The sequence below is a fragment of the Psychrobacillus sp. FSL K6-4615 genome (genome assembly GCF_038008225.1).
Lineage (GTDB): Bacteria > Bacillota > Bacilli > Bacillales_A > Planococcaceae > Psychrobacillus > Psychrobacillus psychrotolerans.
This window is the reverse complement of the sequence record NZ_JBBOYQ010000001.1, coordinates 440800-467719: the sequence shown is the minus strand read 5'-3', so window position 1 is coordinate 467719 and position 26920 is coordinate 440800. Positions and strand designations below refer to the sequence as shown.

General features: G+C 36.4%; 27 protein-coding genes. 9 read left to right on the top strand and 18 right to left on the bottom strand.

Going from position 1 to position 26920, the window contains the following annotated elements:
- The first annotated feature begins 6 nt into the window (after nucleotides 1-6).
- Nucleotides 7-921, top strand: coding sequence for a hydroxymethylglutaryl-CoA lyase (locus tag MKX53_RS02280; RefSeq protein WP_340908745.1), 915 nt, complete (start codon nucleotides 7-9; stop codon nucleotides 919-921).
- Between the two features lie 365 nt (nucleotides 922-1286).
- Entirely contained in the window at nucleotides 1287-5006 is a 3720-nt protein-coding gene (locus MKX53_RS02275; protein WP_340908744.1) for a DUF6359 domain-containing protein, read from the top strand.
- A 100-nt stretch (nucleotides 5007-5106) separates the two neighbouring features.
- Here the strand turns inward: MKX53_RS02275 and MKX53_RS02270 are convergent, their stop codons facing one another.
- The 4 genes from MKX53_RS02270 to MKX53_RS02255 all read right to left on the bottom strand — a co-directional run bounded on the left by MKX53_RS02270 (nucleotide 5107) and on the right by MKX53_RS02255 (nucleotide 8838).
- Nucleotides 5107-5952 carry a DUF1028 domain-containing protein gene (locus MKX53_RS02270; protein WP_340908743.1) on the bottom strand — a complete coding sequence of 282 codons (846 nt, stop codon included), beginning with the start codon at nucleotides 5950-5952 and terminating at the stop codon, nucleotides 5107-5109.
- A 102-nt stretch (nucleotides 5953-6054) separates the two neighbouring features.
- Nucleotides 6055-6903 carry an MBL fold metallo-hydrolase gene (locus MKX53_RS02265; protein WP_340908742.1) on the bottom strand — a complete coding sequence of 283 codons (849 nt, stop codon included), beginning with the start codon at nucleotides 6901-6903 and terminating at the stop codon, nucleotides 6055-6057.
- A gap of 72 nt (nucleotides 6904-6975) precedes the next feature.
- Nucleotides 6976-7893, bottom strand: a complete 918-nt coding sequence (locus MKX53_RS02260) for an exonuclease domain-containing protein (RefSeq protein WP_340908740.1) — start codon at nucleotides 7891-7893, stop codon at nucleotides 6976-6978.
- A gap of 99 nt (nucleotides 7894-7992) precedes the next feature.
- Nucleotides 7993-8838 (bottom strand): general stress protein, encoded by an 846-nt coding sequence (locus tag MKX53_RS02255; protein ID WP_340829307.1) that lies wholly within the window; start codon nucleotides 8836-8838, stop codon nucleotides 7993-7995.
- 598 nt (nucleotides 8839-9436) lie between these two features.
- Between MKX53_RS02255 and MKX53_RS02250 the strand changes: the two genes are divergently transcribed.
- Nucleotides 9437-9616 (top strand): hypothetical protein, encoded by a 180-nt coding sequence (locus MKX53_RS02250; RefSeq protein ID WP_340908738.1) that lies wholly within the window; start codon nucleotides 9437-9439, stop codon nucleotides 9614-9616.
- A gap of 106 nt (nucleotides 9617-9722) precedes the next feature.
- On the opposite strand, the gene MKX53_RS02245 is transcribed toward MKX53_RS02250, so the two are convergent.
- Complete coding sequence (locus MKX53_RS02245) at nucleotides 9723-10160, bottom strand: YusW family protein (RefSeq protein WP_340761357.1); 438 nt, start codon at nucleotides 10158-10160, stop codon at nucleotides 9723-9725.
- An 86-nt stretch (nucleotides 10161-10246) separates the two neighbouring features.
- Nucleotides 10247-10474, bottom strand: coding sequence for a hypothetical protein (locus MKX53_RS02240; RefSeq protein ID WP_340768120.1), 228 nt, complete (start codon nucleotides 10472-10474; stop codon nucleotides 10247-10249).
- 137 nt (nucleotides 10475-10611) lie between these two features.
- Here MKX53_RS02240 and MKX53_RS02235 point away from each other — a divergent pair, with 137 nt between their 5' ends.
- Nucleotides 10612-10806 (top strand): hypothetical protein, encoded by a 195-nt coding sequence (locus tag MKX53_RS02235; protein WP_340908735.1) that lies wholly within the window; start codon nucleotides 10612-10614, stop codon nucleotides 10804-10806.
- 285 nt (nucleotides 10807-11091) lie between these two features.
- Here MKX53_RS02235 and MKX53_RS02230 read toward each other — a convergent pair whose 3' ends face one another.
- Complete coding sequence (locus MKX53_RS02230) at nucleotides 11092-12078, bottom strand: SEC-C domain-containing protein (protein WP_340908732.1); 987 nt, start codon at nucleotides 12076-12078, stop codon at nucleotides 11092-11094.
- Nucleotides 12079-12288: 210 nt separating this feature from the next.
- Between MKX53_RS02230 and MKX53_RS02225 the strand changes: the two genes are divergently transcribed.
- Both MKX53_RS02225 and MKX53_RS02220 read left to right on the top strand, forming a co-directional pair.
- Nucleotides 12289-12720 (top strand): hypothetical protein, encoded by a 432-nt coding sequence (locus MKX53_RS02225; RefSeq protein ID WP_093536064.1) that lies wholly within the window; start codon nucleotides 12289-12291, stop codon nucleotides 12718-12720.
- Nucleotides 12721-12927: 207 nt separating this feature from the next.
- Nucleotides 12928-13083 (top strand): YfhD family protein, encoded by a 156-nt coding sequence (locus MKX53_RS02220; protein ID WP_139219902.1) that lies wholly within the window; start codon nucleotides 12928-12930, stop codon nucleotides 13081-13083.
- A 55-nt stretch (nucleotides 13084-13138) separates the two neighbouring features.
- Here MKX53_RS02220 and ptsP read toward each other — a convergent pair whose 3' ends face one another.
- From ptsP to MKX53_RS02190, 6 genes are all read right to left on the bottom strand, one after another.
- The gene (gene ptsP, locus MKX53_RS02215; protein ID WP_093536066.1) at nucleotides 13139-14857 is read right to left on the bottom strand and encodes a phosphoenolpyruvate--protein phosphotransferase; all 1719 of its coding nucleotides are present in this window, start codon (nucleotides 14855-14857) and stop codon (nucleotides 13139-13141) included.
- A 2-nt stretch (nucleotides 14858-14859) separates the two neighbouring features.
- Nucleotides 14860-15123: a phosphocarrier protein HPr gene (locus MKX53_RS02210; protein WP_093536068.1), complete on the bottom strand. Its 264-nt coding sequence runs from the start codon at nucleotides 15121-15123 to the stop codon at nucleotides 14860-14862.
- 24 nt (nucleotides 15124-15147) lie between these two features.
- Entirely contained in the window at nucleotides 15148-16314 is a 1167-nt protein-coding gene (locus MKX53_RS02205; RefSeq protein WP_340908730.1) for a mannitol-1-phosphate 5-dehydrogenase, read from the bottom strand.
- A 1-nt stretch (nucleotide 16315) separates the two neighbouring features.
- Nucleotides 16316-16753, bottom strand: a complete 438-nt coding sequence (locus MKX53_RS02200) for a PTS sugar transporter subunit IIA (protein WP_093536072.1) — start codon at nucleotides 16751-16753, stop codon at nucleotides 16316-16318.
- Nucleotides 16754-16768: 15 nt separating this feature from the next.
- Entirely contained in the window at nucleotides 16769-18871 is a 2103-nt protein-coding gene (locus MKX53_RS02195; RefSeq protein ID WP_340908728.1) for a BglG family transcription antiterminator, read from the bottom strand.
- Nucleotides 18872-19008: 137 nt separating this feature from the next.
- Nucleotides 19009-20433, bottom strand: coding sequence for a PTS mannitol transporter subunit IICB (locus tag MKX53_RS02190; protein WP_093536074.1), 1425 nt, complete (start codon nucleotides 20431-20433; stop codon nucleotides 19009-19011).
- A gap of 257 nt (nucleotides 20434-20690) precedes the next feature.
- On the opposite strand from MKX53_RS02190, the gene MKX53_RS02185 reads away from it, so the two are divergent.
- Nucleotides 20691-21506: an EcsC family protein gene (locus MKX53_RS02185; RefSeq protein WP_340761347.1), complete on the top strand. Its 816-nt coding sequence runs from the start codon at nucleotides 20691-20693 to the stop codon at nucleotides 21504-21506.
- 95 nt (nucleotides 21507-21601) lie between these two features.
- Here MKX53_RS02185 and MKX53_RS02180 read toward each other — a convergent pair whose 3' ends face one another.
- From MKX53_RS02180 to MKX53_RS02160, 5 genes are all read right to left on the bottom strand, one after another.
- The gene (locus tag MKX53_RS02180; RefSeq protein ID WP_340908725.1) at nucleotides 21602-22021 is read right to left on the bottom strand and encodes a pyridoxamine 5'-phosphate oxidase family protein; all 420 of its coding nucleotides are present in this window, start codon (nucleotides 22019-22021) and stop codon (nucleotides 21602-21604) included.
- Nucleotides 22022-22099: 78 nt separating this feature from the next.
- The gene (locus tag MKX53_RS02175) at nucleotides 22100-22972 is read right to left on the bottom strand and encodes a patatin-like phospholipase family protein (protein ID WP_340908724.1); all 873 of its coding nucleotides are present in this window, start codon (nucleotides 22970-22972) and stop codon (nucleotides 22100-22102) included.
- A 162-nt stretch (nucleotides 22973-23134) separates the two neighbouring features.
- On the bottom strand, nucleotides 23135-23311 hold the full coding sequence (locus tag MKX53_RS02170; RefSeq protein ID WP_175496212.1) for a hypothetical protein: 177 nt from the start codon (nucleotides 23309-23311) through the stop codon (nucleotides 23135-23137).
- A gap of 52 nt (nucleotides 23312-23363) precedes the next feature.
- Nucleotides 23364-24452, bottom strand: coding sequence for a threonine aldolase family protein (locus MKX53_RS02165; protein WP_340908721.1), 1089 nt, complete (start codon nucleotides 24450-24452; stop codon nucleotides 23364-23366).
- 29 nt (nucleotides 24453-24481) lie between these two features.
- The gene (locus MKX53_RS02160; RefSeq protein ID WP_340908718.1) at nucleotides 24482-25231 is read right to left on the bottom strand and encodes a gamma-glutamyl-gamma-aminobutyrate hydrolase family protein; all 750 of its coding nucleotides are present in this window, start codon (nucleotides 25229-25231) and stop codon (nucleotides 24482-24484) included.
- 159 nt (nucleotides 25232-25390) lie between these two features.
- Here MKX53_RS02160 and MKX53_RS02155 point away from each other — a divergent pair, with 159 nt between their 5' ends.
- A complete protein-coding gene (locus MKX53_RS02155; RefSeq protein WP_340908715.1) occupies nucleotides 25391-26269 on the top strand; it encodes an SDR family oxidoreductase in 879 nt (292 codons plus the stop codon).
- Between the two features lie 471 nt (nucleotides 26270-26740).
- Nucleotides 26741-26857 (top strand): YjcZ family sporulation protein, encoded by a 117-nt coding sequence (locus MKX53_RS02150; RefSeq protein ID WP_093536088.1) that lies wholly within the window; start codon nucleotides 26741-26743, stop codon nucleotides 26855-26857.
- Nucleotides 26858-26920: the final 63 nt, after the last annotated feature.

The window sequence follows — 26920 nt, the reverse complement described above, 5'->3', positions numbered from 1 at the left end:
TTTAATATGACAACACCCAGGTTTCCTAAAAGTGTAAGCATTAGAGAAGTAGGACCACGTGATGGATTACAAAATGAAAGCAAATTTATTCCAACAGATGAGAAAATACAATGGATAGATCACTTATCTAATTCAGGTTTAAATTATATAGAAGTAACTTCTTTTGTAAATCCTACTTGGATTCCTGCACTTTCGGATGCAGAGTATGTTGCAAAACATATTAAGAAAAATCCAGACGTCACTTATGCTGCCCTTGTTCCAAATACAAAAGGGTTATTCCGCGCCTTAGAGAGTGGTATTGATGAAGTCGCTGTTTTCATCTCTGCAAGTGAGACTCATAATAAGAAAAATATTAATAAAACTATTTCAGAAACAGAGATTGTCTTATCGGAAGTTGTTAAAGAGAGTATTTCCAATAAGAAAACAATTCGAGGATATATTTCCACAGTTTTCGGTTGCCCTTATGAAGGAAATATAGACACTGATCAGGTAATACGATTAGCAGATTCCCTATTTGAAATGGGTATAAATGAATTATCATTAGGTGACACAATTGGGATTGCTAATCCCGTTCAAGTGAAGCAAGTTTTAGAGAAACTTCTTAAACGATACCCCGCAGATAGTATTGCAATGCATTTTCATAATACCCGAGGAACTGCTTTAGCAAATGCACTGGCTTCATTGGAAATGGGTATTTCTAAATTCGATAGCTCTCTGGGTGGTTTAGGTGGATGTCCGTATGCTCCAGGAGCATCAGGCAACTTGGCAACTGATGACTTAAATTACATGCTCACAAATATGGGTATTGAAACAAATATAGATCCAAAAAAACTCAACGCAGCCGCACTGTATATACAAAGTAAACTTCAAAAACCTTTAGATAGTTATAGTGTGAAATACTATGAATCTCAACATAAATAATGAAAAGAAAATAAATTGACTAATTTCTAGTACCAAGTATCAAATGGCAGATACTTGGTACTTTTTTCTTCCTTACTAATACCTGCTACACTCCCCTCAACTTTCATCATTTTTCTAGTTTATAGCAATTATATAATTACCAAACACCTTAAATTTACACGCAACTTTGCAACGACATAAATTTTATTTTTCCAGTTCTTTATATTCAATAGTAATTAGTTATTTTTTATCAGAGAATAAATTACTCCAACTACTTCTTACCTGTTTTTAAGGAGATATTATAATTTTTACAATTTTCCCTCAAACCTGTCATTTTCTTTTGCTATAATCTATCCGAAATATAAATTTGTTTAGGAGTGGATAAAATGATAAAAAAGAGTCTTTGGAATCATGCTTGTAATAAGGTTGCCGTTTCCCTCATATTAGTAGTTTCCATGTTTGTCCCATTTATAATTGCACCTAGTGTTCAAGCTGCAGAACCTATTAGCGTCTCAGAAGCAATTTCAAATAACACAGGGACCGCGACAGTTCAAGGATATATCGTGGGAACTGCTAATTCTGGAACTTCCTATGATCAGGAAGCTCCTTTTACAGTAGCTACAAATATTGGATTAGCAGATTCACCAAATGAAACAAATCCATCTAATATTTTACCGGTTCAATTACCGACTGGAGCACTTCGAACAGCACTGAATCTAAAAGATCATCCTGAAAACTTAAAAGCAGAAGTAACCGTAACTGGATCATTAGAAGCTTACTTTTCTGTTCCAGGTCTAAAAAGTCCAACTGCTTACACGATAATCTCTGATGGAGAAATTCCACCCGAATCTCCAGAAGTAGAGGTGTTGGAAAATATTGCTGCTGCTCGAGTAATTACTAACCCGGACAAATTAGTTAAAATCACCGGAACTGTCACTACTGGGATGGGGTATTGGGGCGGCAATGCCTTCTATCTTCAAGACACGTCGGCAGGTATTTATGTATATACCTCTTCGGCAGATGTAAATCCTGGTGATGTCATTGAGCTGGAAGGTAAAGTTAGTCCATACAGTGGAGAATTACAAATTCAACCTACTAAAATATCAAAAGTTTCCTCAAGCAATGAATTACCACTAGAACAAATCATTACACCAGCGGGAGTCAATGAAGAGACTCAAGGTGAACGAGTAAATTTGAATAATGTAATAATTAATAATTTGACTAAAATCAATGACTATGGAACATTCGAATTTACTGCAACACACGAAAATGGAGAGTCAGTTGTTATTCGAAATGACAATAGGAATGGTCTTGACTACAATACGTTTGTTCAACGCTATAAAGCAGGCGATTTAGTTAATGTTTCTGGTATTGCGTCTAAATTCAATACAACTTATCAAGTAAAGACACTTGGTTTAGACAGCTTTAACTTAGTGAATAAATCTGCAGTCTACACGGATATATTCCCTGGGACAATATCAGAAGGAACTGAAATTTCTTTATTTACTCCAATCGATGGTGCAGCCATCTATTACACACTAGATGGGTCAACACCTTCTACTGAAAGCATGCTATATACTGGACCAATTACTTTATTAACGAATACGACGATTAAGGCCATAGCTGTTACCGATACTACATCAGAAGTATTTTCTTTTACATTTGATGTGTTAAAAACAAATAACCTATCAATTCGTGATATTCAGGGACTATCCCACTTCTCAAATTATGAAGGTGCAACAGTTCAAGAGATTACTGGTGTTGTAACTCATCTCTACAATTCAGCAAACTTTGTCATTCAAGATGTTAATGCCGATGATGACAATACTACATCAGAAGCATTAATCGTCAATAAGGCTTCTAATGGTTTAGCAGTTGGAGACTTAGTTACAGTAGCAGGATCCGTGGAGGAATGGTACTACGAGGGCTATTCAGATATGAAAGCAAATGATCTTCCTATTACTAGAATTCGTGCAACTTCGGCTACCAAATCTGGAACAGCAGAATTACCCGAACCTTTAGTAATTGGTGAAGATATTTTTCCTCCAACCGAAATAATTGATAATGATAGTTTAACTACGTTCGATCCATTAGAAGATGGAATAGACTTTTGGGAATCCATTGAATTGATGCGTATAGCTGTACCAGATGCAAAAGTTATTGGACCGCAAGAATATGGAGAAATACCTGTAATTGCAGGAAATTCTACGAACACACAGTTCAATGTATTAGGCGGAGTAAACATTTCTGCAAATGACTATAATCCTGAGAGAATATTAGTATTAACAGGAAATGAAAAATATGATGCTAAATCAGGTGATTATTATACTGGGGACATTGTGGGAGTGATGGGCTTCGGCTTTGGTAATTTCAAGCTTTGGGCTGAGGAGTCTACTCTACCTCCAATTACTCGAGTTGAAAAACCAAATGTAGTGACAAATATCGAACCTAACGAAGATAAATTAACTGTTGCAGCATACAATGTTGAAAACTTTTCAACAAACACTGAAAACACCCCTGATGAAAAAGTAGCGAAAATTGCCAAGTCTTTTGTGGAGAACATGAAATCACCTGATATTATCACTCTTGTAGAAGTTCAAGATAACGATGGCCCTACCGCTTCTGGAAATACAGATGCCTCGGCAAGCTATCAAAGGTTAATCACAGCAATTGTAGCTGCTGGTGGACCAGCTTACGCTTGGACCGATATAGCACCGGAGTACGACCAAGATGGTGGACAACCTGGTGGGAATATTCGTGTTGGTTACTTGTACAACCCTAATCGCGTATCCCTTTCCGAAGGAGTAAAAGGAGGTTCCACTGATAAAGTAGCATGGGACGAAGCTGGAAACCTCACTTTGAATCCTGGCAGAATTCTTGACTTACCACAAAAAAATACACGTAAGCCATTAGCTGCACAATTTGAGTTCCAAGGAGAGAAAGTAGTAGTAATTGGTGCTCATTTAAATTCTAAAGGTGGAGACCAGCCATTATACGGTAAAAACCAACCTCCATTCCTTGGCTCTGAGGCAGAAAGAATTGAGTTAGCTACGATGATTAACCAATTTATCCAATCTGGTATAGAAAAGAATCCAGATTTAAATGTAATCGTTGCTGGAGATATGAATGATTTCGAATTCACCCCAACACTTGCTGCACTAAAAGGTGACATCTTAACAAATATGGTAGAAAAAGTACCCGTGGGTGAGCGTTTCTCCTATTTCTACCAAGGGAATAACCAAGTACTTGACCATGTTCTAGTTACAAATAATCTAGCAAATAAAACTGAAGTAGATATGATTCACATTAATGCTAACTATATGGACATTCATGGACGTGCTTCCGACCATGACCCAGTTCTTATTCAAGTGGATTTGAACGAGCCGGTTACTAAGACTCTTACAGCAAATAAAACAGCATTTGAATTAGAAAAAGGCAAAAAAGCTAATATTAAGCTAACTGAAACAACTGAGGGCTCAAATACAACTGAGGATGTTACACAAAAAGCTAACTATAGCGGTTTTAATAGCAAAATTATTTCCGTAAACAAAGGTGAAATTACCGCTAAGTCAAGTGGGACAACAATTATTACAGCAACGTATGGTGACAATTCAGTAACGATTAAAGTAACTGTCCATACGGCAAATAATGGAGAAACTATTATTACTGAAGATAAAGTAGATACTTCAAAAAGTATTATTACGGTGGATGGCTCTGTGATGCATAATGCTGGAGATGTTAAAATCCGTTTTACAGAAGCAGCTTCAAGCAAGATTAACGCTACAAATAAAGACGTTGTGATTAATCTTATGAATGGGACATTCTCGATAACTGCAAAGAACTTTGATGTACTTGCAGCAAGTGGGCAATTTACTTTGCACTTGGATTACCATGTACCACCAGGGTTACTAAAGGAAAAAAATAATCATAAAGTTAAGGACGACTTGAAACTTAAAGATATGAATTTCCTTGATAGCAGTAACCAAAAAATTACAAAAGGATTTACTGATTATTTTATCATCACTACTGAAGGGAAAAAAGGAACTAAGGAAGCCGCTTACTACGACCAAAAGTCTAAAAAGTGGAAGTTCAAAAAGATTAAGTAGATATTAAATAACGAGGGTCATAACAAACGTTATGACCCTCGTTTTCTTTTTCAAATTATATAAGGTTTGATAGTCTTTTTACACCACCATTTTTGTATTCCTACTTATTAATACGCATGAATTCTATAACTTTAGTATCGATATAACCTCTTTCTTGCACTCGTTCATCAAAATTTTCAATTAGGTGGTAAGAATGAATAGCATCCAATAAGTCATCCATTTCCGTAAGATCCCTGTCTAAAAAACCATTTTCATATAACATATTTTGAATCTCATTTGCTAACATTCCTTCAATAGCCACAATATCCTCTGGAACTGTTTCTGTAAAATATAGTTGATGTAGCTTTAAGAGCCTTGCTAATTCTTTCACGGGATCAGCATGATCATCCACTCGAAGATCGATATACCGGTCCGTGTAGCCTCCATAACTACCATTTTCTTTTACTATTAACAAAGCAGCAGACTGTTTACCTCTTTTATCTCCTCCTGCACTTTCTCCAGCTTGTAATGCAGCTAATAGGCGTTCCGCAAAAGCTCCCTCATGTTGAAGGAAAACTGTCTTCATCGCCTGAACTGTATCTTCATTGACCAATATGTTCCCTTGAATTGCAAAATTTGTTCCTGCAAATCCTCCTGCCCATTCAATACAATCTTCTCCAGTATATATGGCACTACGACCACTTGCATCCACTATACCAACTTGTCTAGCGCCTGACTTTTCATCATTCGCAACCAACTCTTTTAGAACTTCTTCCGGTGACATGCCATCTTGTAGCATGTCCAAGCCATCGATGCCATAATCTAAATTAGCCCAAGACTGAGTCGCAATTGCTCCTACACCTGCTTTTGCAAATGGGACAACTGCTCCCACACACAAAAACTTGGAAGCAACGGCAATTCCTAATTCTTTTGTTTGCGGATCGAAGCCAACAATGGAAAATGTCATTTGCATACCCCTTTTCACTCAATCTATTTATATTTTAACTTTTTATTCTGACAATTAAAAGAGATCCCATTATATGAATGAGATCTTCTATTTTCACTGTCATTATTCTTTTACATATTTTCCATGGCGCGGCAATGCTATCGAGTCAAAATCCGTGACTAGCAAGTGTAAATTGCTAGTAAGTAAATCTCCCTTCATAGGTAAACCATGTCCCGTTATTGCTACTTTAGGTTTTAAGTTCGAAAGCTTGATTACCGATTCCCTAGCTTTTTCCCAGTCAGGCGTGAGATATCTTGGAGGACCACTTATTTCCTGTTCCTGTGTGAACACCTTATACAAATACTCTTGTTTCACTGTAACAAATGCATCTCCCACTATTAATACCCCGTCTTTCTCTCTAAATAAGGAGATGTGACCCGGGGTATGACCTGGCGTATGAATCCATTGAAAATCATCCATAAAAGGAACTGTTCCATCTGCTGGAAGCGCTTCAACATGGTCGCCTAGATTTATAGCATCCACAGGGAATAGGAAAGACATTTTGGCTACAGATCCTCCTTCAACTGTTGGATCAGGTTTTGGATAGCTTTCTTTACCTGTTAAAAAAGGTAATTCTAGTTCATGAGCATAGACAGGGACATTCCACTTATTTACTAATTCAACTATTGCCCCAACATGATCAAAATGTCCATGGGTTAAGATAATTGCTTTTGGCTTTTTGTTAACACCATATCGTTCTTCTACTGCAGAAATAATTTCATCCGATGAGTAAGGCATACCTGCATCTACTAATACAAAGTCCTCAGAATTAGGTTCGCCAACTAAACAAATATTAACGATTTGGATGGTATGGCAATAAATGTCCGGTAATATCTCGATTCCTATACCACTTCCTACCGAAGTTGCTGGTATATATTTGTAATCGTCGCCGTATGATATTGAATTGTCCAAGTAATTCACCCTTTCCTTAACTGCCATTAGCATTTCACCGGGATAGCTTATTTATACTTTTAGCCAGCTCTTTTAAACTGAATACCTAACTAATCTTAAAAAATCTTGTTCTCCAACTATTTCAATTGGAAGTCCTTGTTGAATCATCCCTTCTACCTTTTGCATTTTGGTGCTTTTTATACCCTGTAAGTATTTGGCTAAGTCATTATCTCCCACTACTAAGTAATTTGTTTGATGATCCACCGCCCCTTTACAAACTGCTCCACAATTCACTGCAAGTTGTGCTGCTTTCGTTCTGGTCATAGAGTGCATTCTTCCGGTGAAAACAATTTGCGCTTCGTAAAATGGATGCTTAGAATTTAGTTCTGCATCTCCCGGTTCTAAAAACTCGATTGTCATATCTGCTTTATTTTTGCGTTGGGCTGGTTGCTTTTTAGCTTGAATGGATGACTTTATCGTCACATTATGTAGTTTGGCCAGTTGTTTCACTGTACTTGTCTGAGTTCTCTGCAGGGCTTCTAATGTAATAATAGCAGCAGCGCGAGCATCCTCTAAAGCATCGTGATGTCTCAAACTAATACCCAAATAATTCGATACAGTCGATAGCTTATGATTGTATAATTGCGGCCACACTTTTTTGGCAATTCGAAAAGAACATCCATATTCAAAATGTGGAGATGGTTCATGGAATTGACGCAAACATTCTTGTAAAACACCCATATCAAAACTTGCATTGTGTGCAATAATAACTTCACCTTCAATAAGCTCTTTCATGTTCGGCCAAAATTCCTCAAAGGTTGGTGCTCCATGCACCATATGTTCAGTAATTCCATGAATTTTTGTATTATAATAATGGAATTCACTTAACGGATTTATTAAGGATTGTATTTCTCTATATATTTTCCCGTTCTTTACTTGTACGATTCCTACTGAACATACACTAGAACGAAGATTATTGGCTGTTTCAAAATCGATAGCTATAAAGTCCATTTACTTCACCTCATTTAGTTAGATCGTCTCTCATTATCTCATAATAGAATACAAAGAAGAACCTCTCCAATTAGAGAGGCTCTATCCGTTATCTTAAAATTAATATAGTCTATTAGTTGGAGGGATATCATCTAGTTTCTTTTGAAATTCCAACTTTTCTTCGTGTTGATCATGAGAAAGTCTTTCCTCTTCTTCCTCTTCCACTAATTCACTCCCATAAGCTGCTGGACCTAGATTCGGATCTGCTCCTGGTGAGTGAGCACCGTATGATTTTTCTTCTATTGTAATGCTCTCATCAATAGTCGGACGAGACTCTCTTACTTCTTTATCTTCCTGCATAGAGTGACCAATATGATTTTCTTCTCTTGCTAAGTATGGGTCAGTGGCAAAAGTTTCTCCACGTGCAAAGCGGTCCTGTGGTTCATCAAAGCGCCCATCAGTTTCGTTTACAAACTCATTGTTAGAAGGTGTAAAACCTTGCTCTTTAGCATATTCACTAATGGGCTCTTCGTTTTCCATGAAACGATTTTGTACAACATCTGTACCTACTGTATCTGTATACTCTTGCTCAAATTCATTCTCATGAGTACCGTATACCATTGGTTCATCATTATGTGTTAAAACATCTGTGTAGAGAACAATACTTCCTCTTGCCACTTCTTCAGCATATTTTGTTCTTTCTTCTTCACTTAGATCTAATTTACGTAAACCTTCCGCTACTGCATCTTCTCCAGTAAACCAAGATTTGAACTTATCCATAAATGTTCCAGCCTCATGTGTAGAAACTTCTGAGTGACGACTAAGTGTATTTAAATGAGCATTTTCAGTTGAAATTACATGTATATCGCTTTCTGCATAACCTTGATTTTGTAGGGCTTCCAATTTATCATACATTTCTTCTTCGGTACGAGCAATTTCAATTCGTCTATTCGATTCAATGTTCATGGTGTTGCCTCCTCAAAATTTATTGTGTTATTCATTCCTTACCCTTCTTAAGTTATAACTTAAACACAATGCAGCTAATGTTAATCGATTTGTAATGTAACAGTAATTATTCAAGTACATAAAGTTATTGATAGAAGTGATAAATATTATAGGAAAAACCGAGCAAAATCCTTGTATGTCTAAACCTGTTTATATCGTTTTCAAAGAGCGTTGGACAGCCGTATTGCTATAAGATTACCCGCTTGATTTTTAAAGAGGCTAGTCATGACTGACGTCACGACTAGCCTCTTTTTCTCGATATTTTTATGGCTTTTAACTGTCCATCCTCCTTCTGCAACTTAAAAACAGGTTAGTTCGTTTTGGGATAACTAGAAAAAAGACAATCTCCTATTTCTGTAGAAGCTCACGAAGATGCAATTTCGTTCGCTCGTTCGCTTCTTTATTTAGGGATCACTTACTATTTCTCTTTAACTCCACTGGATTATAGGGAATCCTTTTTCTTCCTCCCTCTTTGCAGAATAGTATCGCTATTTAAAAAGACAATCTTATCGTGCCGTAGTACTCACTTAATTGATTGTAGTGAAATAGGGCGACACCAATGGGAACAACGCGAGCTGAAAGCACCGCAGGAGCATATGTTTTTGTAGTGACGAGGAGATTGAAGCCGTGCCACGGAGACCAACAGATTGTTGGTAACAAAGGCATTGCCACAAGACGTGGCTCTCTTAGCCTTTGTTCTCCACAGGTAGCGGAAATCAGTAGTATTATTCATTCTTAAATGTTCTGCAAATCCAGTGTTCATGCTGTATTTTTATATACTTTCTTATCTTGTCAAAAAAAAGCCTTAAGGAACGATATTCATCGTCTCTCAAGGCTTTTAAATTCTATTTTATATCGCTAAACTCTTGTGTATCTCCATCAGAGAATTCTATTTCTAGCTCAAACTCTTTATAATCCTCTACTCCAAATGCTTTAGTAACCTTTTCAATCACTTCTTCTTTGCTCATATCTTTTGTTAGTGCAAGTTCTTTAAAGATTGGCTCTAACTCTGCATAAGCCTCGTCACCAGAAAGTTTTTTTGACTCTGTTTGGTTTGTATACTCCGCTTCTGTTTCGGAGACATCAATATCAAAAGAAGCATCAACGGCATCCTTCTGATCTACCGTGTCTATATCTAAATCAAATGACTGAAAACCAAATTCACTTTGAGCGGTCTCTTTGTCAGGTGCTTCACTAACTTCTTCCTTGTCTCCACAAGCCCCTAATATTAAAACAGATGACATAATTACACTACCAAGTAATGAATATTTTTTTACTTTCATTTTAAGCACTCCTTCATTTTCGTATGAAATTGGTTTCTATTTAGAGTTATCTCCATTTTCCTAAGAAATAAACTACTCGCGAGTAATTATCCAGGAAAACGGTCCTCACTGGCCGATGTTGATTTAGTATTTCGTTTATTTTTTTCATCTTTTACCTTTTCATTCAACTCTTCTACCGGTATAGGATCCACTGTTTTCATATCTTCATCTGTATCGAATATACTTTCCTTTTCGGTATTTAATAGATCCGGATTATCCATAATACGTCCGGAAATATCTTGTTTCTCTTTATCTGTTGGATGCTTTTTCGTCATTTCTTCCACTCCTCTTTAATGTGTTTTAAATTGTTTATCCTTATTTTCAATTACTAAACATCTTACCTTGTTTGTTTAACTTCAAAAAATATGGGAAAACAATTTATAACAAAATAATTTTAGGAGGAAACGAACTTATGAATAAAAACAAAATGGCAATCACCGCTTTAGGTCTTGGGGCTGCATTTTTGATGAGAAATAAAGGATCACGGGACAAAATAGCAAAACAATTCGAAAGTTTTAAGAATACTCCTATTCGAGGAACCAAAACAAATCAAACAACTAGTAACTCTTCCAAAGACAAGGGTATTTTAGGTGGACTATTTAGTTAGACCTTTAATAGAAATCTTACGTTCGCTACAATTAAATTTGATGCTGAAAGCCGACCTTCCAATAGAAAGTCGGCTTTCAATTTGGCCTTCTTTTGCAAATTGTACACATAGCTGTTGTACACTAAGATTGTATAACTCCGTAAAAAATAAAAAGAGTAGACAATTTCTCTCTATTCCCTATATATAGCACAAGAGACCTTTTAAAATTAATAATCAGAATTTCCTGAGAATGTTAAAAGATCACCGCTTATTAAAATTCAATAGACGGTGACCTTTATTTTTAAACTATTTTGCTTGATAATACGCTGTTAAATCATTATAGTACTTGTTTAAAGAAGAGGTGGAAACATCAAAAGCCTCTGCAATTTCTTTAATCGTCATATCAAACGGTTCAAATAACCCATTTTCCTGACCAAATCGAATGGCTCCAGCAGCAATCGCTACTTCTTTACGTGCATTTGGCTGTTGCTCCACTAAATAGTCCTCAACTATTTCAATAAAGTTACCATACTCTCGATTATTTTTCTCTAAGAAATCGATTGCAACCTGTAAAACTCCCACTTCAAAGTTTGTATACTCTCCGCCTTCATAGCCATTTTGTCCAAGTAGTTTCCACAGAGTTGCTCCCAGTTCCTTAAAAAAGGCCGATGCAGAAAGTTTTTCTTGTTTTTCAAATTGTTTTTCTACACTATCAAAAACGTTCTGGTGATCGACAGGGAAGAAAACTAAGCTAGAAATAGCTAAATAATGATTTTCTTCGGCAGAGCTATCCGGCAAGATGAAGCAGTACACATGAACTCCAACAGGCACCGGCTTATCACTTTCTCGTCTAAGTTGAATGCTTTCTTTTGTGAGTATGTGTGAAACCGTCATATAGTGCTCATTTACTTCAATCACTTTCCCTACAAAAACCTGCGGCTCGTTCCACTGGTTTAATACACTTAGTGTAGAAGGTCGTACCATTATTTTCTTCTGCTTTTTAAGATAATCTAACCATATTTCCTGCTTGTAATGGAAAAAGAACTCGTCCATTACAATAGCTTCAATCATTTCTAAGTCTAAATAATCACCTATTACTTTGCTCCAAGCACTCACAAGATCCGCATAATCTTCCATATCCTTACGTTCTGGATAGTGATCATAAAAGGATTGTAATATTCTTTCCAATTCCTCTGTTTGTACCTCTTCTATAGAATCATTCTGCTTCGACTCGCAGCATTTTTTATATTTTTTTCCACTACCACATGGACAAGGATCATTTCGACCTACCATATATAACACTTCCTTCTCTTTTGGTAAGTGCTTATTTTAACATGAAATCAAGCAAAATTTAAGGTTTAGTCTAAAATAGATAGGAAAACAAATAACATTTTTATAAATATTTCAAAAAATATCTAGCAAATCTGTGTGTAACTAAGATTTCCTCCGCAAAATAGGGTATACTTAACATAGGAGTCTGTAAATGTCGAGGAGGTATGGAATATGTCAGTTGCTAGTGAAGCGTCTCAAGTGAACTTAGATTTTCTTATTAACGATTTAGGTCTCAAGCAAGTGTCGAATACAGCATTGTTCCGTAAAGGGAATATTTTAGTTCTATCACCATCTGTTCAAAACAAATCGAATACGTTTGAGTTAGGTGAATCCCTAATGAAAAAGTTCAATCCTGAAACAGACGAGGGATACTTATTAATCCGTATAAAAGAAAAGTTTTTGATGGCCAAGTTGCACCCGTTTCAACGTAAAATGATGACAAAGGATACGGAAAAGAGTACAAAAAGTAAACCGTCTTTTTGGAAATTTAATGTAATAGAGTCCATCATTCCGCGTATAGAAAATAGCGGTGATCGTGAGTTAACTTATAAAATTCAAGCCCCAACGAAGCAACAACTAACTACCTTTTTCAATAAAAAGTAAAAAAACTCAAGTACTTGGAGAATTCAGTCCATGTACTTGAGTTTTTTGTTTTGCTATCGAGCTTACGATACTTTTTCGTGTATAACTAACAACGTTTTTTAATGAAGTTCTTTCTGTATACTAAACTAATATTTTTCCAACTCCCGTGTAAATCGTTTGAAATTAGCCATATTAAGTTAGATCGAACAAATGGAGAGGAGTTTTTACATGGGAAGAGACGATAAAAAAGGTAGAAGTAACAACAAAGATTCATTACCTCAAACGCCTAAAAACCTTAAAATCAAACCAAACGAAATTCAAGAAGAATTTGCCAAGGAATTTGAAGAACTAAATAAAACTGCTCCGAAGGTCAAAAGAAAATAAGCACCAGGAAACCCACTTCTATAGGTGGGTTTCCTAGTGCTTTTATTTGAAAATACTAAAACTTCAAGGTTTCTTTTACATATTGCTTCACTTGCTCGGAAGTTTGCATAGATAGTGCCTTTTCCGTAATCTGTTTCATCTCTAGCTGTGTAAGCTGATTGATCTGATTTCTTGCTTTTAGCATGGAAGGAGCGCTCATGGAGAACTCATCTAACCCTAAACCAATCAATAATGGAATGGCAATTGTATCTCCTGCCATTTCACCACACATACCTGTCCACTTTCCTTGAGCATGCGAAGCATCGATTACCATTTTAACTAAACGTAAAATAGCTGGATGATAAGGTTGGTATAAATAAGCAACAGACTCGTTCATTCGGTCTGCAGCCATTGTATATTGGATTAAATCATTGGTTCCGATACTGAAAAAGTCCACTTCTTTAGCAAATTGATCTGCTAATATGGCAGTCGAAGGTATTTCTACCATAATACCAATTTCTATTTGCTCTGATACAAGTGTACCTTCCTGTTGAAGCTGTTCTTTCTCTTCTAGTAATAATTTTTTCGCTTCTCTAAACTCTTCTAGAGTCGCAATCATTGGAAACATTATTTTAAGATTACCAAAGGTACTTGCCCGTAATAATGCACGTAGTTGAGTTCTAAAAATTGTTTGTTCCTCTAAGCACAGTCGAATTGCTCGGAAGCCAAGGAATGGATTCATCTCTTCTGGAAGATTTAAATATGGAAGTTGCTTGTCTCCTCCAATATCTAATGTTCGAACAACAACGGGCTTATCACCCATTTTTTCAAGCACTTGCTTATATGCTTGGAATTGTTCTTCCTCTGTTGGTAAAGTATCTCGTTCCATATACAAAAACTCGGTACGATATAGCCCTACTCCTTCACCACCGTTTTCAAGGACGCTTTCGACGTCTTTGGGAGTTCCGATGTTTGCAGCAACTTCCACTTGTATACCATCTAATGTGATAGTTTTCTTATTCTTTAGCAAGGAGAGTTGCTTCTTCTCTGCTTCTTGTTCATTTCTTTTTTCTACATAGCTCTCTACAACATCGGTAGGAGGATTTATAAGGACTTCCCCATTATCTCCGTCCACAACGATTAAATCACCTTGTTTAATTGCAGATGTAGCGTTTTTTGTACCAACAACGGCAGGAATCTCTAATGAGCGAGCCATAATGGCTGAGTGAGAAGTGCGACCTCCCATGTCAGTTGTAAATCCTTTAGCAAATGCTCTATTCAGTTGAGCAGTATCTGAAGGTGCCAAATCTTTGGAAATGATAATAACTTCTTCATCTATTAATCCAATATTCGGGACCTCAACCTCTAATAACCTTGCAATTACTCGTTTCGTTACATCCCGTATATCCGCTGCTCGCTCACGCATATATTCGTTATCCAGCTGTTCAAACATGACAATTAATGTATCTGCCGTTTCTTGTAAAGCAGTTTCTGCATTTACTGCTTCGTCATTTACTTTACTTTCTACTGCACCTAGTAACTCTGGGTCACTTAGTACAAGTAAATGCGCATCAAAAATTGCGGCGTTTTCTGTCCCTAAGTCAACCTCAGCACGGTCACGTATCTTTTGAAGCTCTAATTTGGCAGCATTTACAGCCTCATGAAATCGAGTAATTTCTTCTTCTTTATTCGTTACTGTACTTTTTGTCACCGTTAAATCTGGTTCTGTCATCAGGAATGCTTTTCCAATGGCTATACCACTGGATGCAGCAATTCCTTTTAATATTTCTGTCATGATTAAATAATCCCTTCAGTTTTTAGAAAGCTTTCAATTGCTTCTAGTGCTTCTTGTTGATCAGTACCTTCTGCAAATATAGAAATACTTCCGCCTTGACCAACACCAAGTGACATAACGCCAAGAATCGATTTAAGGTTAACCTTTTTCCCTTTATACTCCATAAATACATCTGAAACAAATTTTGAAGCTGTTTGAACAAGTCCTGTTGCTGGTCTTGCATGAATTCCTGATTCTGCCACTACTGTATACGTATGATTTGTCATAATAATCTTCTCCCTTTAATTGTTTTATTTTTTGCTTTTCTTTATTGCAATTTCTTCATATTGCTTTTGAATCATTTCAAATAAACCTGTACCTGGTTCAATACCTGTCGTTCTTTCAATCGTAAACTGTAATCCTTTTTGTTCAATCATCAATTGTATTTCGTTTGCTTCTGGATCTTCTTTAAAGTCATAGTGTAAAGCTGCTGCTATTCCTCTAGTTAAGTATAAAGGATTCTCACTAAACATTTCTACATATTTGGTCGCAGGACGGACAAGTCGATCATTTTTTTTAAGTTTACGCATCGGTGAGCGTCCTACTCTTGTAGTATCATCTGAAATATATGGATTAGCAAAACGATTTATGATTTTTTGTACGTAGTCAGCATGTATTTTTTCATCAAACGAGTAAGTTGCAGTCAGATATCGACCAGTCTCCTTTAGTACTTGCTCAACCATTTCTCTAATTTCACTATTTTCAAGAGCTTCATGCATGTTACGAATCCCTGCCAAATAACCAAAATAGGCAACAACTGCGTGACCTGTATTAACAGTAAACAATTTACGTTCTATAAAAGGTTCTAAATCTTGAACAAATGTTACTCCATGTATTGGGGGAGTAGCACCTTTAATCTCAGACTCATCTACAACCCACTCGTAAAACGGTTCAACTGTTACTGCTAATTTATCAATATTAGTCTGGTTGGGGACAATTCGATCTACCGCTGCATTTGGAAAGCTATAATACATGTCAAATTGAGTTTTCTCCTCATTCGTCAGCTCTTCGTATATCTTTTCTTTTAAAAAGGCACTTCCACCAATCATATTTTCGCACGCAATAATCGTTAGTGGCTTTTTCGATTGTTCTAGACGCTTTTTCAATCCAGTAGCTAATAATCCCGCTATTAGGGGAAGTATATTTGGTCCTACTGCAGCTGTAACAACATCTGCATTTGCTACCTCGTCTGCGACAAGTTCTGGATCCTTTAAACTGTTAATCGCATATACATTTTCAACGGTTAACTCTTTCCCAGATGCCTCCGCAAGCTTTACAGTATACTGTTTCTTCTCATTCAATAAATTAACGATTTCTTCATTTACATCTACAAAACATGTTTTATATCCCGATTGGTGCAATAATAAACCGATAAATCCTCTACCAATATTACCTGCTCCAAAATGAACAGCATTCATATTAGTTCACTCCTTCAAAAAAGGACAAAATATCGTTAGGTGAAGTTGCTTTAACTATCTTCTCTACATTCTCTTCTTCTGATACAGTAATTGCAATATTAGATAGTATATCCAAGTGATCATTGCCTTTACCAGCAATACCAAAAATCAATTTCACAATATTACCATCTCCAAAGTCTACTCCATTTGGAACTTGAATAATAGTAATGCCGGTTTCCTTCACTTCTTTTTTTGCATCATCAGTACCATGTGGGATTGCTACGAAATTGCCCATAAAAGTGGAGGTCATTTCTTCTCTTTCTAACATTTTTTCTATATAACCAGACTCCACATAACCTTTGTCTACTAACATTTGACCCGCTAGTCGGATTGCTTCTTCCTTAGTAGCTATTTGTTGATTAAGTAAAATATTTTCTGCTGATAAAATTGGTAATGTCATTGTATTACGCCTCCATTAGTTTATATTTCCTTTAATAAATACTTCAAATTCTTCTGCTAAAAATGAATGAATTTGAGCTTCTTCCCCTGTTTCAAACAAGTGGATATTTTGTTCATTCTGAATGATTAAAGTACTGATCAAACTTAGAACCTCTAACCCTGCTGTGAGAAATGATTTAGGTGATAATAATACAAGTAGTGTGTCCACTTCTACATCACTACCATCCATGCCTTTTATACAAATAACGTGGTCAAGTTTGTGAATAGTGAACGATGGCTTTTGTACGTTCTCATGGCGCGTATGATAGAGTGCAAGTTTAGTTCCTGGAATCCCAATACCACCATTTTTTTCTCTCTCGAGTAAGGCGTCTACTACTATTTCTGTTTCTGTAATGACTTGTCTAGACTCCAAGTTCTCACATATCTGCTGCATATATTGCTTTACGGTAAGTTGGCCTTTTAGCAACGTAAGTTGAAAATTAGTTAATACGTTTAACATTACACCTGAGTATTCGTGTACCTTTGCTATTTTTTCTGTTAGTACATCAGCATTTGGATTACTTTCTTTTGCGAGTGGAGAAGGTTTTTGTATGAGCATTTTCCTTCTTGCATATAGCTGAACTTGGTTAATTTCTTCTGTTGTTAAAAAAGGGTTAACCATAATATACTCCCTTTGAAAATCCTGCAAGTAGATGGTGGAAACGATAAGATCCCTATCCGTTATAGTAGTGGAAAGCTTGTTTAGGTCAAATACAGAAATATTAGCTACCTCTGAAATTTCTTGAATTTCTCGAAGTAATCGTGATGCTAGTAATTTAGAGGTTCCAATTCCACTAGAACAAATAATATATGCCTTTAGGTCTCCCTTACCTAATACCCCAATTAAAGCAGATCCAAAATGCATTACTAAGTATCCAATTTCTTCGTTTGGAACTTGGAGCTTTGGAAAAACTTTACGAGTAGCCGTTTTTACTTGCTCAAACAAATCCTTATAATTCGTTTGTATTTCATTTAGTAAGGGATTAGCTATGCCCATATTTTGCTCTATACGATAGATTGCAGGCTTTAAATGAGTAACGAGACCTTCCAGAAGGGAAGCATTGTCAGATAAAGAAAAGCTAGTTTGCTTTTCCATCTCCCTGACCAAACTTTTAGCCTGTCTATATAACTCTAAATTGGAAGACTCCACTAAAACCCCTTCTTGTTGACGAAGTTTGGAGCCTTGAAGATGCATTGTTATATAGCCTACTTCTGCTTCTGGGATATCCACCTGGAAACGGTCCATTAACATACTGATAATTTTTTGGGCTATAGGATATTCTGGCTCAAGCGAAATCTGCTTTAAATACGCTTCATCGATCGTAATGTTTTCTCCTTGCAAAATACGTTCAATAGCGAGTGCAAGGTGAACGATTAACGCAACATAAGCACTATCTGTCATCGACAAAGAGAAGTCTGGGTAAAGGTCCTTCATCGCCTCTTCAATCATCCCTAACTTTTCTCGGTCGACAAGGTGCATTAGTCTTTCAGAAATTGGATCTTCATACTTGCTTGATTTTTGATGAATCTTTTCTTTTATTAATGAAAATAATCCCTCTTCCTTCAAGGTTTTCGAAAGTGCATAACTAATTGCTCTACGTTTTGCCTTTTCCGTTCCTGATAGTTCAACTCCATATCCTCTTTTCTTCAAGATTGAAAGTTGGATAGGCTGTAATTGTTCCTCTAGTTTCATCAAATCGGCACTGACTGTTGAAATGGAAACGCCCAAATCTTTTGAGAGTGAATAGAGCTTTACAGGTTCAGTTGATTCATACAAAATACATAGGATTAATGTCAGTCTTTCCTCCAGTGTATATTCTCTTTGTGTGAACTTTTTAAGCTGTTGAACCAATTCTTGCTTTCTTTGTTCATCCCCTATAATCTGTACACCGACTCCTGATTTTCTAACTAGTTCAAGTTGATAGGAGTCTAAAATAGTTTGGATATTATTTAAATCTCGTTGAATAGTTCGAGAACTCACATCTATTCTTTTGGATAATTCTTTAATCGTTATTTCTTCCTTTTCTATTATCAAAGCTTCCATAATCATCTTTTCTCTGCTCGAAATAAATATTGTCAACACCTCATTCCTAACGATCCAAATCATTGGCAAAACTCAGCCTATGAAATAGGCCGAGTCTCGGATGTGTCTCTATTTTAACAAGAAAGTATATGCATTACTTAGAATCTGTTCAGACTCTAGTGCTTTCGCTTTTCTTATTTTAGTTGTTCAATTAGTTCATCATATTTTGGACTATTTAAGAAATTTTCTACAGAAATATGGTATGCATTTGGCACTTGGTCTTTTGCACGACTCGTCAAGTCCTTATGCGTAATAACTACTTTTGCATCTGCTGGAAGGTTGCTAATAGCAGTATTTGTTACCGATACATCAAGTCCCTCTTTTTTCATTTTATTTCTTAAGATAGATGCTCCCATTGCACTGGAGCCCATTCCCGCATCACATGCAAATATAATATGTTTTACATTTGCAAGGGAAGTTTCTTGCATAGAGTCAACTGTTGTCGTTGGTTTTATAAATTCTGCTGCTCTACTTTCTGACCCTTTTAGTGAAGAAGTTTTTTCTGTTGCTTTAACTAAATCTTCCTCCGCTATATCTTTAGACGTTTTAAGAATAAGAGATGCGATTAGGAAGGATACGGCAGTTGCAACTACTACGGCTAATATAACTCCTATATGACTTCCTTTTGGAGTTAACGCTAATATAGAGAATATACTTCCTGGTGAAGGTGCTGCCACTAGACCTGCATTGAATAATTGCAGTGTAAAGATACCAGAAGCTCCACCGGCAATAGCTGCTACAAGTAGGAATGGCTTCATCAAAATATAAGGGAAGTAAATTTCATGAATTCCACCTAGGAAGTGAATAATTACTGCTCCAGGTGCAGTTTGTTTCGCTGCTCCTTTTCCAAAGAACATGAAAGCAAGTAAAATTCCAAGACCAGGTCCTGGATTTGACTCCAATAAGAATAGAATTGACTTACCTGCATCTGCAGCCTGCTCAATACCTAAAGGACCTAATATCCCATGATTAATCGCATTATTTAAGAATAATACTTTGGCTGGTTCTATGAAAATACTTGCAAGTGGTAAGAGACCTGCATCAAATATGAATTGAACTCCAGCTGCAAGAAAATCTGTTAATGCATTAACTGCTGGCCCTATCAATTTGTATGCGACTAATGTTAGGAATCCACCAATAATACCTGCTGAAAAGTTATTTACGAGCATTTCAAAACCAGCTTTTATTTTACCCTCTACTAGTTTATCAAACTGCTTGATAACCCAACCACCTAGTGGACCAACTATCATCGCACCAAGGAACATTGGGATTTCTGCTCCAACGATTACTCCCATCGTTACAGTTGCACCAACTACACCACCTCGAATACCGTGAACGAGACGACCACCCGTAAACCCAATTAAGATTGGCAATAAGTAATTGATCATAGGACCGACTAGCTCTGCAAAATCTTCACGAGGCCACCATCCTGTTGGTATAAATAATGCTGTTATAAGACCCCATGCGATGAATGCGCCGATATTCGGCATAATCATACCGCTTAAAAAACTACCAAAACGCTGTACTTTAACCTTGAATCCTGTCTGTTCTGTGTTCATTTTAGCCATCCTCCCCTTGATTTTATTAAAGTTTCTTGTTGTCTATCATATTAAAGCGTTTACATTTAATATTCAATAAAATGTAAACGCTATCATGTCGTCTTTAATGATGCCAAAATCGAAGTTGATTGGTTGTCATATTTTCTAAAACCACTGATTTCTCTAAAGACTGTTTTGTTTTTCCTATATTAAAACCTAAACTACCTTGAATTGAAACTATTTTGTTGACCGGACGTATTATAAACGAGGTGATAGTAATGATAGATTCAAAGGATTGGTTACAATCTGAGCTTTTAAGAATAGAGGCCTGGGAAAAGGATCAAGGCGATTTATGGTTTTGGGAAAAAATTGGACGATTACCTTTTAAAATAATGGACAAGTGGACTCCAAAATTTATACAAACAAAAATGGGTACTTTACTTGATGAGCTTGGCCAATATATCCAAACGGGCGGCAGTTATTTGAGTTCAACTTCCAAGATCAAGTCCTATTATCCAAATATGGGTATTGATAGCGTTGAGGACGTAAACAGATTGCCTGTTTCAACAATGGACAAGGCTGTAAAAGGTATAACAAAAAACAGAAAAAACATTGCTACCATTCAAGGTGCTGGAACAGGTATTGGAGGTATTTTTACATTGTCACTTGATATTCCTTTCCTGTTAGGTTTACAACTAAAAACATTGCAGGATATTGCCATTTGTTATGGCTATGACCCGAATGATAAGAAGGAACGGTTGTTCATTATTAAATCACTTCAATTTATTTCTTCCGACATTGTTGGCAAACAAGTTATCTTGGCTCAGCTTTCCAAGTTTGATAGTCAAGACGAAGAAACAAAACGGGAGGTTTTATCGGAGCTGCAAGGCTGGCGTGAGGTTGTATTATCCTATAGAGATCAATTCGGATGGAAAAAAATGTTTCAGATGATTCCAATTGCCGGCTTAGTTTTTGGAGCATTTATTAATCGTTCCGCGATAAATGATATAGGTGAAGCTGGAATGATGCTTTATCGAAAACGAAGAATTGTGGAAAGATTAAACAAAGATAATACTAGCAACTTATTAAGCTAAACTTTTGTTACTACTATTTTACCCATCAGTTTAAATCGCATAAAAAGAGACCTTTTTTAACATCAAAAAGGTCTCCGGGAAAATAAAGAGGAACATCAAAGTTCGATAACTTGAGGTTCTTCTCCTTTTGTATTCATTAATCGCATTTGGGTAGGTGTAACTTTTAAGATTAAAAGGTCCGGATCCTCTGGGCCTTCGAACCAGCCTTTAAGAGCTTTGTTCCACACTTTTTCTTTCATCGCTTCATCATCTGATTCGATAACTGTTCCTTCAATTTCTAAAAAGCTATCTCCTAATCCATGCCCATCATAACCTAACAAGATATGCGTATTCGGGTTTTGCTGTAGTTCCTCTGCTTTATGTGTTTTTTTACTTGTTGCTGTATAGAGAGTGAATTCCTCGTTAAAAAATGTCATGTAACGAGAATGTGGTTTGTTGTGTTGAACTGTTGCCATTGTACCGATCATATTTTTATCTAAGATTTTTAGTGCTTCCTCTTTTGCGTTCTTTGTCATGAATATCCTCTCCTTCAGTGTATTCTCTGTTCTATTATTCCTTTGACTGATGGAATTAAACATTCACCCATGAATTACCTACCACATTTTCAAAAATTGAATGGCACGGCTTCTGCCCTTTTCCAGTAACTCGTTTTTCATATCTTCGCTCAGATCAAACTGTGTTGCTTTATAATCCTCTACCGGAATAAATATTATGTTTTTCTCAATTTTTCTGGAGATATATCTTTCATCATGGGCATTTTTCATAGTAGAAAATAATGCTTCAAATAAGTTTAGGCCGTTTGTTATTTTATGAGGTTCCATCTCTTCTGAATTACTACTAAGTTTTAAGCCCAAAATCGGTCTCTCTTTGTTTCCATTGTCAAAAATCCACATAGGAAAATTACTTAATACACCACCGTCCACAATTATCGTATCAGTCGACGTCACTTTTAATTTGACGGGTTCAAAGAAAAATGGAATTCCACAGCTCATGCGTAGAGCCCGTGCTATTGGAAAACTAGCTGCTGATATCCCGTAACTCTCTAAATCATCAGGAAGTACCATTATTTTGCCGTTCGTAAGATCAGAGGCAACTAACTTCAGCGAACCTGCCTCAATATCAGAAAAAGTATATACTCCCTTTAAAGCCAGCTTTTCTAAAAACCAGTTTTCAAGCGCTTTCCCTTGATATAATCCCAGTCTCCAGTAGAGATTTATCCACTTCATGAAGGGAATTGGTAGAATAGTTTTTCGAGGATCTAAAAGGGTTAATGTGTCTAGTTCACTTAATAACTCTTCTATTTCTTTGCTTGTAAAACCAGCAGCAATAAAACAAGCAAGGATAGCACCTGCACTCGTACCAGCTACTCGCTTAAATTGATATCCTTTTTCTTCTATTACTTGATAAGCACCAACTAGTGCATATCCCTTTAATCCACCTCCTGAAAAAACACCATCTATTAACAATGAACGTCCTCCTTTTTCTACCCATTGTTACAATGTAAGAAAAAAAGGAGAGAATTAGAACCTCCGAGCATTTTATGGCGAAAGTAGGTGTTGAAACTTCAAAAAAAAGCCCATTCCAAAACAATAACTGTCTTGTAAATGGGTATGTTGATTAGTATTATGTTATTTATTCTCTTGCTTGTTATTAGCTTGATCTTTGATTTCATTGTTTTTCTTTTTCTGTCTATTATTATTTTGTACGTATACCTCTAAATCATCTGGACTGACGTCATAACCGAAACCATATTCTTCTCGGTCTAATGAATTACTCTTGTTGTTTTTATTATTTTTCTTCGTCATGAAATTTCACCTCCATGAAAATAACTTGTGTAAGTTAGGAGGTTTTATTCATTTATTCGGTCAGCTTAACTTGTAGGGATTGAAATGCTTTCTGTACTTTATCTTTTGGGATGGAGTTGTATTGATCTCCGACACTAACCTCGAAACTAACGCTTGATTGGTTTTCTTCTCTGAGATAGCTAGTCAACCCTATACCTGTTTCATAGTAAACCTCTTTAAATATTGCCTCTACTTGTTCTTTTGATCGAGTAATGTGAACATGAAACATATTAGATTGGGGAACAGCTGGTTTAGTTTGTATGAAAGGGCATGAGTTAAATAGTCTTGCTAACTCTTTTGCATTTTCATAATACTGCTCCATTTTTGATATTCTCTGATCAAAATAGTGATTTGCACTTATGATGTACGGATACAAACTTATTAAGTCTCCACCATGTCGTCGTTTCCAGACTTTCGATTGTTGGGTAAACTCCTGATTTCCAGCAAGGATAGCTCCAGCTATTCCTCCAATTCCTTTATAAAATGAAATATATACACTATCAAAAAGTCCACAAACCTCTGCCGCAGATTTCTGATAGTACGGGAGGATTTCAAAAAGTCTTGCTCCATCTAAATGCAATCGAATTCCCTTTGCTTGGCAATACTCGGAGATTTCAACAATGGTTTGGTAGTCAGGAAGCTGACCACCAATCTCTCGTTGGGGAAGTTCTAATAATAGACAAGCTATTTCTTGATCTAAATTTAGAACATCTTCTAATTCCATTAAGCCAGATTCATCACCTAATAATAATGTATCAATATGATGCATTTCCTTTAGTCCATCTGCTTCATGAATTTCTAAATGACTTAGTGGATGGTATGCTACTCTCTTAATACCCTTTTCATCGCACCAAATTCGTAGAGCTATTTGTTGAGCCATTGTGCCACTTGGAAAGAATACGGCTGACTCTTTCCCTAAATATGTAGCCATTTTCTTTTGAAACATCTCAATAATTTCACCATTTCCGTACATATCACTGTCTTGTTGGTCATCTATGTGTTCAAAGGCTTCTTTTAGAATTTGTATATTTCTTCTTCCATTTCCGGCTATTTGATACTGCGTTTGCTTAAATGCTTCCACTAACGACATGCTTTCAGTCATATTTCCCCTCCTGAAACTCAATTGTCTATTTATTTTAGCACTACAGCAGGAATATTATTAGCATTACTTATTCTGTGTTCAATCGCTGCATTTATATACGCTTTAAAAATGCGTTTTGATGGCTCGTCCCCGTCAACCGCAAACTCTTCTGGATGCCATTGGAAGCCAAATACGAAACTATGATTCTTACTTTCTACACATTCAACAATCCCGTCCGTTGCTCTTGCAATAACTTCCAATCCTTGACCCACTTTGTTGACTGCTTGATGATGGAACGAATTCACTCTAAATTCTTCTTCCTGTAATAAGTCATATATTCGACTATCTTTTTTCAGTGTTACAGGATGTGATCTATGCGTCCGAACTGCCTTTTGTAAATGCTGCATGACCGGCTCTTTTCGCTGTGAATGAATGGACTGATACAGTGAACCACCTTGGACAATATTCAACATATGCAAACCGCGACATACCCCAATATAAGGTTTGTCTAAATCCAACATTTTTTTAATAAGTTTATACTCCATTTCATCCAATTCAGGTGTAATTTGTTTTAAATGTACATGAGGATTTTCATTATAATAACTTGGATCAATATCCTCGCCTCCTGTAACAAAAAGGCCATCTAATCTTTTACTAAGTTCTTCTATATCATCCTCCGGTACTAAAGGAATAAGTATAGGTATCCCACCAGCTTGTATAATTGCATTTGCATAGACTGGAGGCATATAATAACAGCCATCTTCTAGTACTTCTGTTGTAATTCCTATTATTGGTTTCATATATATTCTCTCTTCTCTTTTTAAGTGTTTTCTTTTTACATACCCGTTTATTAATCTGGAAAAACGTAACCGACTATTCCGATAAATATTTAGTTTATACGTTTGTTTTTATTTATCTAGGGAATAAATAAATCAACCAAGTTTAAGGAGGAAATTTTCATGGCAGATAAATACGAAAAAATAGACAAAGAAGTTAAAGGACAAACACAACAACAGCAACCAGGTATTGAAGAAGAAATGACTCCTGAACCTATTTATGATGACCAAAATTATAAAGGATCCGGGAAATTGACCGGGAAGGTTGCCTTAGTTACAGGTGGGGATAGTGGAATAGGACGTGCAACTTCTATTGCATTTGCCAAAGAAGGCGCGAATGTCGCTATCGTCTATTTAGATGCAGATGAGCAACCAGATGCAGAAAAAACAATAAAACTTATAGAAAAGTACGGCGGAAAAGCATTAGCGATCAAAACGGACTTAAGTGATGATGAAAACTGTCAACAGGCAGTGGAGCAAGTGATTCAGGAATTCGGACAACTGAATGTACTGGTTAATAATGCAGGTAAGCAATTCCCAACAAAGGATTTTCTAGCTATTACACCAGACCAATTACAAGAAACTTTTTCTACTAATATATACTCGATGTTTTATTTATCTCAGGCTGCGCTACCGCATATGAAGAAAGGCGATACGATTATTAATACCTCCTCTATCACAGCCTACAACGGTTCCCCTGAGTTAATCGATTATTCTTCTACTAAGGGGGCTATTACATCCTTTACTCGTTCGTTGGCATTGAACTTAATCGAAAAAGGAATTAGGGTAAACGCCGTGGCACCTGGTCCAATTTGGACACCACTTATTCCCGCAACATTTGATAAAGAAAAAGTGAAACAGCATGGAGCTAGTACGCCAATCGGTCGTCGTGGACAACCTTCTGAAAACGCACCAGCGTATGTATTTTTAGCTTCCACTGATTCCAGTTATATGACTGGTCAAACGATTCACGTAGATGGTGGGGACTTTGTAGGTTCTTAATTGCAAAATCATTAAAATCGGCAATGCCCACCACTTCGCTTTCCGTGGGCTTGGCTTCAGCCTCCTCGTCACTACTAAAAACATATGCTCCTGCGGTTACTCGTCGCAAAGACATTGGTCAAACAAAGTTCGACCAATGTCTTTCCTGCGAGGTCTTCAGCTCAAGCTATTCCCACAGGAGTCTTCGTGATGGAACTTGCCTTATAAACAGTTCCAATAGAGTATGCAATATCTTACTTTTAATAGGATGAATAAAACCCTTATGAATATTTATTACTATTCATAAGGGTTTATAAAAATACCTTTGTCGTCAAACTGAAATGCTCAGAGTTTTCTCTGAGCATTTTTCATATCCTAAACAATTATTTGTGATTTATTTTATTTGTACCAATTATTTTTACCTTGATGCCCTGTTCATCTTAAAACTTATTAATACTCTAATAGTATTACTAGGAAAAGAGGAATGAATATATGTCTGGAAATGATAGTGCTGGAGGATATGGATACGGTTCTGGTTTTACACTGATTGTTGTTTTATTTATTTTACTTATTATTGTTGGCGCTGCTTTTGTTGATGGCGGTTACTAATTTAAAATACCGGTAATCATACCCGGCAATCTTAGTAAATTGTGAATCAGATTCTTAAACAAT

Coding starts and splice junctions, on each gene's coding strand:
- MKX53_RS02235 (WP_340908735.1), top strand. CDS start 10,612: ATGAATAAAAACAAAATGGCAATCACCGCTTTAGGTCTTGGGGCTGCA.
- ptsP (WP_093536066.1), bottom strand. CDS start 14,857: ATGACAGAAATATTAAAAGGAATTGCTGCATCCAGTGGTATAGCCATT.
- MKX53_RS02205 (WP_340908730.1), bottom strand. CDS start 16,314: ATGAATGCTGTTCATTTTGGAGCAGGTAATATTGGTAGAGGATTTATC.
- MKX53_RS02270 (WP_340908743.1), bottom strand. CDS start 5,952: ATGACATTTTCCATTGTTGGCTTCGATCCGCAAACAAAAGAATTAGGA.
- MKX53_RS02170 (WP_175496212.1), bottom strand. CDS start 23,311: ATGACGAAGAAAAATAATAAAAACAACAAGAGTAATTCATTAGACCGA.
- MKX53_RS02150 (WP_093536088.1), top strand. CDS start 26,741: ATGTCTGGAAATGATAGTGCTGGAGGATATGGATACGGTTCTGGTTTT.
- MKX53_RS02260 (WP_340908740.1), bottom strand. CDS start 7,893: ATGGACTTTATAGCTATCGATTTTGAAACAGCCAATAATCTTCGTTCT.
- MKX53_RS02160 (WP_340908718.1), bottom strand. CDS start 25,231: ATGAAACCAATAATAGGAATTACAACAGAAGTACTAGAAGATGGCTGT.
- MKX53_RS02255 (WP_340829307.1), bottom strand. CDS start 8,838: ATGAACATTGAATCGAATAGACGAATTGAAATTGCTCGTACCGAAGAA.
- MKX53_RS02245 (WP_340761357.1), bottom strand. CDS start 10,160: ATGAAAGTAAAAAAATATTCATTACTTGGTAGTGTAATTATGTCATCT.
- MKX53_RS02185 (WP_340761347.1), top strand. CDS start 20,691: ATGATAGATTCAAAGGATTGGTTACAATCTGAGCTTTTAAGAATAGAG.
- MKX53_RS02155 (WP_340908715.1), top strand. CDS start 25,391: ATGGCAGATAAATACGAAAAAATAGACAAAGAAGTTAAAGGACAAACA.
- MKX53_RS02230 (WP_340908732.1), bottom strand. CDS start 12,078: ATGGTAGGTCGAAATGATCCTTGTCCATGTGGTAGTGGAAAAAAATAT.
- MKX53_RS02200 (WP_093536072.1), bottom strand. CDS start 16,753: ATGACATTACCAATTTTATCAGCAGAAAATATTTTACTTAATCAACAA.
- MKX53_RS02250 (WP_340908738.1), top strand. CDS start 9,437: ATGGGAACAACGCGAGCTGAAAGCACCGCAGGAGCATATGTTTTTGTA.
- MKX53_RS02240 (WP_340768120.1), bottom strand. CDS start 10,474: ATGACGAAAAAGCATCCAACAGATAAAGAGAAACAAGATATTTCCGGA.
- MKX53_RS02275 (WP_340908744.1), top strand. CDS start 1,287: ATGATAAAAAAGAGTCTTTGGAATCATGCTTGTAATAAGGTTGCCGTT.
- MKX53_RS02210 (WP_093536068.1), bottom strand. CDS start 15,123: ATGACAAATCATACGTATACAGTAGTGGCAGAATCAGGAATTCATGCA.
- MKX53_RS02190 (WP_093536074.1), bottom strand. CDS start 20,433: ATGAACACAGAACAGACAGGATTCAAGGTTAAAGTACAGCGTTTTGGT.
- MKX53_RS02180 (WP_340908725.1), bottom strand. CDS start 22,021: ATGACAAAGAACGCAAAAGAGGAAGCACTAAAAATCTTAGATAAAAAT.
- MKX53_RS02220 (WP_139219902.1), top strand. CDS start 12,928: ATGGGAAGAGACGATAAAAAAGGTAGAAGTAACAACAAAGATTCATTA.
- MKX53_RS02280 (WP_340908745.1), top strand. CDS start 7: ATGACAACACCCAGGTTTCCTAAAAGTGTAAGCATTAGAGAAGTAGGA.
- MKX53_RS02165 (WP_340908721.1), bottom strand. CDS start 24,452: ATGACTGAAAGCATGTCGTTAGTGGAAGCATTTAAGCAAACGCAGTAT.
- MKX53_RS02225 (WP_093536064.1), top strand. CDS start 12,289: ATGTCAGTTGCTAGTGAAGCGTCTCAAGTGAACTTAGATTTTCTTATT.